Annotated in this window: 12 protein-coding genes; all 12 read right to left on the bottom strand. The window is 43.6% G+C overall.

The annotated features are described in order from the left end of the window. Positions 1–12: 12 nt before the first annotated feature. The gene (locus Q0Q74_RS01890; protein WP_294427954.1) at positions 13–1,500 is read right to left on the bottom strand and encodes a FliI/YscN family ATPase; all 1,488 of its coding nucleotides are present in this window, start codon (positions 1,498–1,500) and stop codon (positions 13–15) included. Positions 1,501–1,529: 29 nt separating this feature from the next. After that, entirely contained in the window at positions 1,530–2,483 is a 954-nt protein-coding gene (gene fliH / locus Q0Q74_RS01895) for a flagellar assembly protein FliH (protein ID WP_294427956.1), read from the bottom strand. Between the two features lie 17 nt (positions 2,484–2,500). After that, positions 2,501–3,556, bottom strand: coding sequence for a flagellar motor switch protein FliG (fliG, locus tag Q0Q74_RS01900; RefSeq protein ID WP_294427958.1), 1,056 nt, complete (start codon positions 3,554–3,556; stop codon positions 2,501–2,503). A 3-nt stretch (positions 3,557–3,559) separates the two neighbouring features. Continuing rightward, a complete protein-coding gene (gene fliF / locus Q0Q74_RS01905) occupies positions 3,560–5,353 on the bottom strand; it encodes a flagellar basal-body MS-ring/collar protein FliF (RefSeq protein WP_294427960.1) in 1,794 nt (597 codons plus the stop codon). A gap of 66 nt (positions 5,354–5,419) precedes the next feature. Further along, a complete protein-coding gene (gene fliE / locus Q0Q74_RS01910; protein ID WP_294427961.1) occupies positions 5,420–5,773 on the bottom strand; it encodes a flagellar hook-basal body complex protein FliE in 354 nt (117 codons plus the stop codon). 78 nt (positions 5,774–5,851) lie between these two features. Beyond that, the gene (gene flgC, locus Q0Q74_RS01915) at positions 5,852–6,313 is read right to left on the bottom strand and encodes a flagellar basal body rod protein FlgC (protein ID WP_294427963.1); all 462 of its coding nucleotides are present in this window, start codon (positions 6,311–6,313) and stop codon (positions 5,852–5,854) included. A 76-nt stretch (positions 6,314–6,389) separates the two neighbouring features. After that, positions 6,390–6,806 carry a flagellar basal body rod protein FlgB gene (gene flgB / locus Q0Q74_RS01920; protein WP_294427965.1) on the bottom strand — a complete coding sequence of 139 codons (417 nt, stop codon included), beginning with the start codon at positions 6,804–6,806 and terminating at the stop codon, positions 6,390–6,392. A gap of 37 nt (positions 6,807–6,843) precedes the next feature. Then, positions 6,844–7,593: an amino acid ABC transporter ATP-binding protein gene (locus Q0Q74_RS01925; RefSeq protein ID WP_294427967.1), complete on the bottom strand. Its 750-nt coding sequence runs from the start codon at positions 7,591–7,593 to the stop codon at positions 6,844–6,846. Positions 7,594–7,628: 35 nt separating this feature from the next. Next, positions 7,629–8,264 carry an amino acid ABC transporter permease gene (locus tag Q0Q74_RS01930; protein ID WP_294427969.1) on the bottom strand — a complete coding sequence of 212 codons (636 nt, stop codon included), beginning with the start codon at positions 8,262–8,264 and terminating at the stop codon, positions 7,629–7,631. Positions 8,265–8,352: 88 nt separating this feature from the next. Then, on the bottom strand, positions 8,353–9,126 hold the full coding sequence (locus Q0Q74_RS01935) for an amino acid ABC transporter substrate-binding protein (protein ID WP_294427970.1): 774 nt from the start codon (positions 9,124–9,126) through the stop codon (positions 8,353–8,355). 61 nt (positions 9,127–9,187) lie between these two features. Next, complete coding sequence (locus tag Q0Q74_RS01940) at positions 9,188–9,400, bottom strand: hypothetical protein (RefSeq protein ID WP_294427972.1); 213 nt, start codon at positions 9,398–9,400, stop codon at positions 9,188–9,190. A gap of 30 nt (positions 9,401–9,430) precedes the next feature. Continuing rightward, the gene (argH, locus tag Q0Q74_RS01945; RefSeq protein ID WP_294427974.1) at positions 9,431–10,852 is read right to left on the bottom strand and encodes an argininosuccinate lyase; all 1,422 of its coding nucleotides are present in this window, start codon (positions 10,850–10,852) and stop codon (positions 9,431–9,433) included. Positions 10,853–11,027 lie beyond the last annotated feature (175 nt).

Below are 11,027 nucleotides of genomic sequence, written 5' to 3' on the forward strand. Positions count from 1 at the left end.
CTAATTCAAAAGTTATATTTTTTCAGCAACATCAGAAATTGCCGTTATTTGCTGTGGCAAATTCGTCTCGAATGCCCCGCTTGCCTTTGCGTTTGCGTCAGAAACATTGTCTTCTTTATGTTCGTGAACAAGCTGCGCGACCGTCTTACGGTTCAATGCCGGCTGCTCGACATATTCTTCTTCAGGAATCTCAATTTCGGCAAGTTCAGAAAGACGCTGCAAGGTGTCCTCAATGTCGCAGCGCTCGTCCTCTTCCTGACACAAAAACTCTTCGATGGCAGGATGCTTATCAATTGAAAGGTCAATTTCAGGATTTGCCCCTTTCTGATAGACACCCGCACTAATCATGTCCCGGTTATCCTCGTAAATTGCAACGAGACGGCTGATTTTTGTGACAGCTTTTAAGGTTTGCTTTCCTGAAACACGGCGTGAAAGACGGCTGATAGATTTAAGGACATCTACGGCAGGATAATGCCTTTGATTTGCAAGGTCACGGCTCAAAACAATATGACCGTCAAGGGTTCCTCGCACTTTATCAGTGATTGGCTCATCCATATCATCGCCGTCAACGAGAACATTGTAAAATGCCGTAATAGAGCCTTTTTCGCCGGTACCAGCGCGTTCAAGCAGTTTCGGAATCAAATCGAATACGCTAGGCGGATATCCCCTCTGAGCAGGAGCCTCACCTGTTGAAAGACCTATTTCTCGCTGAGCATGCGCAAATCGAGTCATATTGTCCATCATCAGCATGACATCTTTGCCCTGATCACGGAAATATTCAGCGATTGCGGTGGTGACATATGCCGCCCTAAGACGACAGATTGAAGGAGTGTCACTAGTCGCAACAACGATTACAGAACGCTTCATTCCCTCTTCGCCCAAATCCCGCTCAATAAAGTCATTTACCTCACGGTTTCGTTCACCAATAAGACCGATAACATTGATGTCAGCATTTGTATTTCGGGCAATCATTGAAAGGAGAGTTGACTTTCCGACACCAGAACCAGCAAAAATACCGAGACGCTGGCCTTTTCCGCAAGTCAAAAGGGAATCTATGCAGCGAACGCCAGTTACAATTCGCTTGTCAACCGGAAGACGCTTCATCGGATCACTAGGAGATGCGAGAACCGGGTAAAATTCAGTCGTTTCAAGAGGGCCTTTTCCGTCAATCGGAGTGCCAGTTGCATCGATAACGCGGCCAAGAAGAGCTTTTCCGACAGGAACCTGCAGAACATGCCCGCTCGCAATGATTTCTGTGCCGATTTCGATTCCAGTGATGTCACCATACGGCATGAGTTTGACCGTATTTCCTTCAAAGCTCGAAACTTCAGCAAGAACAGATTTTGTATCAGAAATTTTAATCGTACAGACTTCGCCAATAACAGAACGAGGGCCGTTACTTTCGATAACAAGCCCCTTAACAGCAGTTACATGTCCTGTATAGAGAATAGTTTCGGTTGATTTTACCGTATTAAGATATTTATTAAAAAAAGACTCCATTAAATCCCCCACCCATCAACGGACCGTCTTTAGCCTTCAGAAGCAGGCTTCGGTTCGTTTTTGCTGATTGTTTTTACCGGAGAGATTTCCAGGATTGCGCTTTCAAGTTCGCTCAACTGATTCTGGATTCTCGCATCGATTGCACCAAAATCAGTTTCTACAACACATCCACCCTTATCAACAGTAGAATCTTCGATAACAGTGATTCCCTGAACATTTTCAATCTGCTTAATGAAGTCCTGAATATGCTCGGTCGTAAGTTTGACATCGGCCATGTTTACACGGACAGTGACATTTCCACGCGCCTTTACTTTCTTCAAAGCCTGAAGAACATTTGCCATGATAACCGATTTTTGATTTTCGGAGATGATTTTTACGACTTTTCTCGTCATAAGAATTACAAGCTCAACAATCTGCTGCTCTGTCTCGTTTAAAATCTCTTCACGGCGGGCCATTACGGCTTCAAGGATTTTGTGAGTTCGCTCTACAAGACGCTCAACTTCTCCCTGCCCTTCGGAATAACCTTCTTCACGGCCTTTGGTGTAGCCCTCATCATATCCGTTCTTTTTGAGATTTTCCTGCTCAGTTCGTGCATCTTCGAGAATTTTTGCAGCTTCATCCTGAGCCTTTTTGATTATTTCTTGAGCACTGCGTTCTGCTTCATTTTTTACGATTTGAGCCTGGTCCGTCTGTCTTTTGACTTCAGCAAATGCGGCATCTTCCGCTTTTTTGACGATTTCATCAGCCTTTGCCTGAGCTTCCTCAAACATCTGCTGCTTTTCCTGTTCCCACTGAGCTTTAAAAGCTTCGGCTTCACGCCTCAAATCATCGGCTGTAGGACCTGTGTATTCAGGAACTTTTTCTTCGACAACTTCTTCGACAGGCTTGGCAAATTCATGGACAAGCTGAAGTTTGAATTCGCCTTCTTTCGGCTTTAACTGTCCTGGTTGAAATAATGTCTGCTGAAATAAATTTCTTGCCATGATATGCCCCTTTTAAATTATACGACCAGTTCGTCCTCACCGCTACGAGCAATGACGATTTCACCCGCATCTTCGAGACGACGGATAGTAGAAACGATTTTCTGCTGCGCTTCTTCGACATCCTTCAAGCGGACAGGTCCCATGAATTCCATGTCTTCTTTGAGCATTGAAGCAGCTCGTTTTGACATATTTCGGAAAATCTTGTCCTGAACTTCGGTATCCACAGATTTGAGGGCCTTTGAAAGTTCCTGAGTATCGACTTCGCGGAGTACCTTCTGAATAGCACGGTCGTCGAGCATAACGATATCTTCGAAGACGAACATTCGCTTTTTGATTTCCTCTGCCAAATCCGGATCTTCTTCTTCGAGAGATTCGATGATTGCCTTTTCAGAAGAACGATCAACAAGGTTAAGGATTTCAACGATAGACTCAACACCACCAGCAGCAGTGTAGTCTTCACTAGACAATGTAGAAAGTTTCTTTTCAAGAACTCGTTCAACCTCACGCAAGACATCTGGTGAAGTACGGTCCATTGTTGCAAGTCGTTTTGATACTTCAGGCTGGATTTCAGGAGGCAAATTCTGCAAGATGATTGCGGCCTTTCCTGGTTCCAGATAAGCCAGAATCAAAGCGATTGTCTGCGGATATTCCTGCTGAATAAAGTTGAGCAAGTGAGCCGGGTCTGTACGACGGATAAAATCAAACGGACGAACCTGCAAGCTCGATGTAAGACGGTTGATGATGTCGATTGCTTTCTGTGAGCCCAAAGATTTTTCGAGCAATTCGCGCGCATAGTCAATACCACCAGTTGTGATGAAGTTCTGTGCGCTCATCAACTCCTGGAATTCTTCAAGAACCTGATCCTTGAAGTCCGAATCGACAGTTTCAAGTCTTGCAATTTCAAAGGTGAGAGTCTCAACCTCATCTTCGCGCAAGTGCTTCATGATTTCGGAAGAAACATCTGAGCCGAGAGAAACAAGGAAGATTGCCGCCTTTTGACGACCTGTTAGATTTTTGTAGTCCTTTGCGCCGCCCTTTTTGCCAGGCTTAGCAGATGCTTTTGAGTCAGACATTTTCTACTCCTCCATCATCCAAGTTCTGATAAGCATTGCGACATCCTCAGGATGCTCTTTTGCCATTGCAATTGCATTTTCCTGAAGTTCGGCTCGTTTTCGCTCTTCGACAGACATGGTGACTTCCATGCCTTCCTGTTTTGCATCCCAGAGAGCCTTTTCGCGTTCTGCCTGCTGACGGCGAAGAATTTCTTCCTCACGGAGACGGCGCCGTCTTTCAAGCTCACGGCTAATCATTCTGAATATGATGAATGCAATGAGAATAATAACAATGCCGATAAGAACGAGCATAATCGTCTTTCTTGTCTGCTGTTTGCGGATAATTGCCTCATCCTCCGAATTCCAGTCGTCTTCACGCGGAATCGGCCATGAAGAAATTGTTACGGCATCGCCTCTTGAACGGTTAAAACCAATTGCGTTCTTTACAAAATTTTCTGCCTGTTCGCGGATTGTATCGCTGACAGGTTTGTAAACACGAACGATATGTCCAAGCCGGAAGCGGATATTTTCATTTGATTCTACATCCGGATACTTTTCTTCATATTTTTGTTTGAGAGTATCAAAATTCTTTTCGGTAACAAATACAGGATTGTTATTTCCGTCGAGTTCCTTTTCCCAATAACCGTCAATATTTGCAGAGGCCGTAATTCGATCAATAGTCGGACTCTTTTCGATATGCTTCTGCTCACTGTTTACGACATTGTTTCTTGTAACACCAGTTTCGGTTGACTCGCCGATTACATTCGACATATCTGAATAAACCGGCGGATTCTGGCCTTCGACCCCAGCAGGTCCTTCAGGATTGTAACCAGTTCCAGTCCATTTTTTTGTTACATTCTGCTCTGAAATCGTGAAAGAATCTACTGTTTCAAGTTCAGAATAAGGGGTGTCCGGGTTATCCGGAGTTTTTACGATTGGAGTGTATTCTGTTTTATCACTCGTAACCTTTGACATATCCATGTCGATTGAAACGAGAACTTCACGAACGCGGTCTTCAGTAAAATTTTTGCGCAATGCGGCGAGAACGCGGGCACTGTACTGAGCTTCAAGTTTCAGTCTGAAATCCTGCTCTTTTTTGAGGATATCAACACGGTCACTTTCAGCCATGCCTGCAAAATCATTGAGAATATCACCAGCTGTATTTAAAATTACGATATTTTCTTCTGTAAGGCCTGAGACAGAACGAAGAATGAGTCGTTGAATGCCCTGAATCTTTTTGCGGTCACGCTCCATTACAGATCCGCTTCTAAAGCGTAAAGTAACAGAAGCTGTTGCAGGAACACTCTGGTTAGAAAAGAGGGAATTCTGACCCGGAGTAATTACGACATCCGCACTCGCAACATCATCAAGCGACTCAATATGCTGTTTTACCTGATTAGTGACACGGCGCAAATCATTTTTTTCTCGTTCGAAATCAGTAGTAGACCAGTTCGTGACATCAAGCATCTGACTGAAAACATCAACACGAGTCGGAACAAGGTCTTCAGAAATGAGGATTGCCTTTGCACGGCGAGCCGTAGCCTCATCATCAACCGAAATAATTCCAGTATTGTTGTTGATTGTGTATTTGATGTTTTCCTGGTCAAGGCGATACGCAATATCGTCACGGGCAGCCTGGTCCGTGATTGGCGTATTAAAAAGCGCAACAGTAGTAGGCTTTGAAGAGCCTTTAAAAACAAGTACTAAAACGACAACAACCGCGACTACAATACCCGCGGCAATTACTTTTTGAATGGGCTTCCATGCAGCCCAGGAACTTTTTAACTTGGCAGTCGTATTTTTAAGCCAGTCGTTCATTTACCCCTCCCGTGAACGAACAACAATAGATTATAATATCACACTTTCCTAAATTTGGAAAGAAGATTATCGGTTAGTAGAAATTTCGTTCCAACCAGTAACCAGACGATCAATTACAGTCTGAGCAAGACTCAAAGACATCTGAGCCTTTGCCATTGCAGTGGTCACATCATGAATATCGACAGAATCAGGGTCAGTTATTAGCTGCTCCTGTACACGATTTACATCAAGCTGCTGACTGTTCATAGAAGAGACAGCATTGACAAGATAGCTCTCAAAAGAGCCGAAAGATTTTTCATTTTGAATTTGACTGGTATTTGCCTGCCCCGGAACAATTGGGGTGAGCTTTGCAGTTCCGACATGAGCCGGATTTGTGCGTGTCATCTGAATCTGTGACATACCTGACATTGTAACATTCATAAATATCCACCCGTATAGAATTTTATAGTAAAAAGTCAATTATGACAAGACATAAGGCTCATGCCGAAAGGCCGCCCATTAGCCTCGTCCAATCTCAAGAGCGCTAGAGAACATATCTTTTGCCCCCTGAACAACAGTTGAGTTTGCTTCGTAAGCACGGCTTGCAGAAATTAAATCAACCATTTCGTTTACGATGTTTACATTCGGATACTCAACATAGCCTTTATTCGGGCCAGACTGAATTGCATCCGGATGACTCGGATCATAAACAAGTCTTCCCTGCTCAGTGCTTTTTACGATTTCACGAACACGAACGCCTTTTCCAGGTCCATTGTCCTGATCAGCCGAAACAAAAGGACTTCTCCATGTCGGATGATTTGAAGCAACCGGCTCGATAACGACAGAAGATTTTTTAAAAGCGCCGCCCTCAGGAGTGCGAGTCGTTGTCGCATTGGCGATATTGTTTGAAATCACATCAGTTCTGAGTCGCTCAACGCTCATTCCAGTAGCAGCTATATTAATAGAAGTAAACATTCCCATATTAAAAAACCTCCGCTTTTTTAAGTTAGCAAGTAGCAGGTAGCAGTTTTTTTTTAAGTGCTCACTGCTAACTTTTTTATCGTTTCATTGCCGTTTTTACCTGGCTAAATTCAAAATTCTCAAGCTGTGCGAGCAATCGGTAGTTGAGCTGAATCTTCATGATGTTCATGGCTTCGTATTCAGGGTCAACATTGTTGCCGTTGGCATTTGCCGTACTTGCCCAATCAGTTACACGACGAGGTTCAACCGAACGCCAGTCATAAGGCTCATCAAGCTGAATGTGCTTTTCATCAGTTCGAGTGAGCTGAAATCTGTGCTCACTGTCTTTTTCTGAATCAAAAGCCCTCTTAAGCTCAGACTCAAAGCTTACAGTCTGACGCTTGTAATTCGGAACCTCAGAATTAGCAATATTGTTTGCCGAAACCTGATAGCGAAGGCTATTCACATCCATAGCACGAGATAATAAATCAACTGACCGTGTAAAAGTATTCATACTATGAATATCGGCAGTTGAAATTTAAAGTTAAGTATTATTGATTAAATCGTTTGAGGAAGTCTTTTAGTCTGTCTGTTTGAGGGGTTGTGATAAGGGATTTGGGCTCGCCCTGCTCTACGATTACGCCGTCTGCCATGAAGATTATTTTGTTGGAGATGTCGCGGGCAAAGGCCATTTCGTGAGTGACGACAATCATCGTCATTTTTTCGTCAGCAAGCCGCTTGATTACAGAAAGGATTTCGCCGGTAAGCTCCGGGTCAAGCGCGCTTGTCGGCTCATCGAACAAAAGAACTTTCGGCTTTAAGGCAAGGCTCCGTGCGATTGAGACACGCTGCTGCTGACCGCCCGAAAGCTCGCACGGATAAGCATTTTCTTTATCGGAGAGGCCTACATCGGCGAGCAACTTCCGGGCAACTTTAATTGCCTCTGCCTTTGGAGTCTTCAAAACATGAATCTGAGCGTCGATGATGTTCTGCAGGACGCTCATGTGAGGAAAAAGATTGAAATTCTGGAAAACAAAGCCCAGGTTGAGGCCGATTTTTCGCAATTCCTCTTTTGAGGCATATTTTCCATTCTCGACAAGCGGATTTCCACAAATATAAATAGAGCCGTCATCAATGCTTTCAAGCTGAGCAATACAGCGGAGCATGGTGGATTTGCCGCTTCCGCTGGGGCCGATGATTCCCAAAATCTCGCCCTGTTCCACATCAAAGGAAATATCTTTTAAAACCTGAACATTGTCTGAGAATGATTTTTTGATATTTTTTACGCTGATGATTGCCATAACTTTTTCCTCTAGTTTAGCAGTGCCACTTCCTACTATTTATAATAATCCAGTTTCTTTTCAATAACAATGAAGCCCGAAGAAACCGCCCAGTTCATGATAAAGTAGAATACACCCGCGATAAGAATCGGCGTAGTTGAAAAAAGACGGCTTGAAGTCGTCTGCGCCGTGCGGAAAAGTTCTGCAATTCCCAAAACAGAAACAAGAGCCGTATCCTTTACAAGCGTGATTACCTCGTTTCCCATTGCAGGAACAATTCGCTTAATCACCTGCGGAAGAACGATGCGGAAAAATGTCTGCATTTTTGTATAACCTAGAACTTTTGCCGCCTCATACTGACCTTTCGGAATCGACTGAATGCCGCCACGGTAAATTTCCGCAAAATAACAGGCATAGTTAACAGAAAGAGCGACAATTGCGGCCACAAAGCGGTCATAAGAAAACTTAAAAAGATATGCCGGAAAAAAATAAACAGCTATCAACTGTAAAATAAGAGGAGTACCACGGATTACAAGCAGAAAAGCATTTACAAGATATGAAAGAGGCTTAAAATGCGACATTCTTCCTGCAGCTAAAGGAAATCCCAATGGTACCGAAAAAATGAGCGTAAGAAAAAAAACTTCAATAGAAACCACCGATGCGTTCAACATCGGGAGAATAATTTTTGCCATAAAAGTAATTATTTTAGACGCTGATGCACGCAGATAGACGCAGATAAATAAAACATCCGCGTTCATCTGTGTTTATCCGCGTCAAATCTTATTTTCCGATGATTGAAATGTCAGAACCGAACCATTTTTCGCTGATTTTTGCTACTGTTCCGTCAGCTGCCATTTCTTCAAGTGTTTTCTGGACTTTATCACGCAATTCGGTATTGTCTTTTTTGAAAGCAATTCCGTACTGCTCAGGAGAAAGGGTGTCAGAAAGGATTACGAACGGCTTTCCAGTAACTTTGAGGCTGTACTCAGCAACAACACTGTCCATTGCAACACCGTCAAGACCGCCGATTTCCAAATCATTCAAAGCCATAATGTTGTCATTAAAGTCAACGATTGATTTGAGGCTTGCTTTGAAATCAGGCTTTTCATCAATTGCATCAGCAGCAGAACTTCCAGCCTGAACGCCAAGGATTTTTCCATTAAGATCAGCGAGAGTGTTGATTCCGCTGTCTGCACGAACGATTACAACCTGTGCATTATTCAAGTACGGCTTTGTGAAAGCAAGTGCTTCAAGACGTTCTGGAGTGATTGAAAGACCGTTCCAGATACAGTCGATTTTGCCAGTGTTAAGTTCCTGCTCTTTTGCAGACCAAGAGATTGGCTGTGCACGGAATTTGAGGCCGAGACGGCTTGCGACTTCTTTTGCAAGGTCGATGTCATAGCCTACGATTTCGTTTGCATCGTCACGGAATCCCATTGGAGGGAAAGAATCGTCAAGGCCAAGAACAAATTCATTGTCAGCCTTTGAGCATGAAGCAAATCCTGCGACCATGAGCGCAGCCATTGCTCCCATTAGAAGTTTTGTAATTTTCATAGATAAACCTCGATTTTATAGATAGAAACACATTACCATAAATCGAGTTTTTTGTACATAATCAGGAGTTCTTAAAATCTTCTTTAAGCTCATCAATCAGCTTTCTGTAGACAGAAATTTTAGCCTCATCAAAATCAATATTATTGTTTTTAGAGATTGTTCTTGCAATTTCTTCTACATTCCGCTGAACCGTACTCAAGTCAGAATCAGTTCGTTCAGCAAGAATTTCTGCCATTTTCAGCAATTCAGGATTTTCCTGCGAACCAAAAAACATGCCTTCTCCTCTGTGCCCTCTGTGAGAAATTTAAAACTTATCACACATCGATCGCAAAATTTCAATCTGCTTGTCGATTGCTCCTGGTCCGCCGATTGTCTTTCGGCCTTCCATGCAGGCTTTTGGCGTGATGCAGTCAAAAATATCTTCTTCGATTAAATCAGAAATCTTTTTCATGTCTTCGAGCTTCAAATCTTCGATTGCAGAAAGCCCTGAATCAATTGCAAGACGAACGCATTTTGCAGAAACGCCATGAGCGACACGGAACGGCATGCCCTTTCGAACCAGGTAATCAGCCACATCAGTAGCATTCGCAAATCCACCGAAGCAGCTTTCTTCCATTTTTGGCAGATTCCACTCAGCACTTGCAATCATCGCCTCAAAAACGATTACATTCCCTTGAACACAGTCCAGAGCCTCAAAAAGCGGGGCCTTGTCTTCCTGCATGTCACGGTCGTAAGCAAGCGGCAGTCCCTTCATCATTACAAGAAGATTGATTAAATCACCGTAAACCTTACCGGTACGACCACGGATAAGCTCAGCAAAATCAGGATTCTTTTTCTGTGGCATGATAGAAGAGCCGGTAGACCATTTTTCGCTCAGATTGATAAAGCCGAACTCAGTCGTAGACCACAAAACAACTTCTTCACACATGCGGCTCAAATGCTGCTGCAAAATTGCAAAATCCGAAGTGAATTCAATGCAGTAATCACGGTCAGAAACTGAGTCCAGAGAATTGTATGTTGCGCCCTCAAATCCAAGTTCCTTGGCGACAAATTCACGGTCAAGAGGCAAAGTGCTACCCATGAGAGCACCGCTTCCCAAAGGAGAAAGTGAAACACGCTTCAAGGAATCCGAAAGACGCTCAACATCACGCATAAGCATAAAAGCCCATGCGCACAAATGCTGTGCAAGAGAGCCAGGCTGAGCATGCTGCATGTGAGTGTAGCCTGTCAAAAGCGAAGATTTATGATTTTCTGCGATATTCGTAAGAGTTTTAACGAGAGAAACGATTGCTTTCTGCAAGTCAGGAATTACGCGACGCAAATAAAGCCTTTCGTCCAAAGCAATCTGGTCATTGCGGCTTCGGCCAGTGTGAAGTTTGCGGCCAGGGTCGCCGATTCGGTCAGTCAAAGTGGCCTCGACAAAAGAATGAATGTCTTCGGCAGAATAATCGATTGAAAGCGCGCCAGATTGCAAATCCTTTTCTATAGAAGAAAGGCCGTCCTGAATCGCCTTGTTCTCCTCGGCTGAAATAATTCCCTGTTTTGCAAGCATTGCGGCATGAGCCTTTGAACCTGCAATGTCGTCCAAAGCCATGCGCTCATCAACATGAATAGAAGTCTCAAATTCGACAGCGGCAGCATCAGGTCCCTCTGCAAAACGACCGTGCCAGAGAGCCGCGTGATTGTTATCAGTGATTGTTCCGTGAGGAGAATTTTTTGTTTCCATGCCTGAAATTATAGCGGATTTCAAAAAAATAGAAAACAGGCAGGGCGTTCCCGCCCAGGGCAAACGCATTTTAAAGACTTTTAAAATGTATGGTATTTAAAAACTTCAAAAAACATTAGGATTCTTTCTGGTGGTGAAAAATGACATTGAAAGAATCGCTAATGACAATCAAGGA

It is taken from the genome of uncultured Treponema sp. (genome assembly GCF_946187725.1).
Classification (GTDB): Bacteria; Spirochaetota; Spirochaetia; order Treponematales; family Treponemataceae; genus Treponema_D.

Excerpts from the sequence above, each read along its gene's own strand:
- fliE (WP_294427961.1), bottom strand. The coding sequence starts at position 5,773 with ATGAATGTTACAATGTCAGGTATGTCACAGATTCAGATGACACGCACA.
- Q0Q74_RS01935 (WP_294427970.1), bottom strand. The coding sequence starts at position 9,126 with ATGAAAATTACAAAACTTCTAATGGGAGCAATGGCTGCGCTCATGGTC.
- Q0Q74_RS01925 (WP_294427967.1), bottom strand. The coding sequence starts at position 7,593 with ATGGCAATCATCAGCGTAAAAAATATCAAAAAATCATTCTCAGACAAT.
- flgC (WP_294427963.1), bottom strand. The coding sequence starts at position 6,313 with ATGGGAATGTTTACTTCTATTAATATAGCTGCTACTGGAATGAGCGTT.
- Q0Q74_RS01890 (WP_294427954.1), bottom strand. The coding sequence starts at position 1,500 with ATGGAGTCTTTTTTTAATAAATATCTTAATACGGTAAAATCAACCGAA.
- fliG (WP_294427958.1), bottom strand. The coding sequence starts at position 3,556 with ATGTCTGACTCAAAAGCATCTGCTAAGCCTGGCAAAAAGGGCGGCGCA.
- fliH (WP_294427956.1), bottom strand. The coding sequence starts at position 2,483 with ATGGCAAGAAATTTATTTCAGCAGACATTATTTCAACCAGGACAGTTA.
- Q0Q74_RS01940 (WP_294427972.1), bottom strand. The coding sequence starts at position 9,400 with ATGTTTTTTGGTTCGCAGGAAAATCCTGAATTGCTGAAAATGGCAGAA.
- fliF (WP_294427960.1), bottom strand. The coding sequence starts at position 5,353 with ATGAACGACTGGCTTAAAAATACGACTGCCAAGTTAAAAAGTTCCTGG.
- argH (WP_294427974.1), bottom strand. The coding sequence starts at position 10,852 with ATGGAAACAAAAAATTCTCCTCACGGAACAATCACTGATAACAATCAC.
- Q0Q74_RS01930 (WP_294427969.1), bottom strand. The coding sequence starts at position 8,264 with ATGGCAAAAATTATTCTCCCGATGTTGAACGCATCGGTGGTTTCTATT.
- flgB (WP_294427965.1), bottom strand. The coding sequence starts at position 6,806 with ATGAATACTTTTACACGGTCAGTTGATTTATTATCTCGTGCTATGGAT.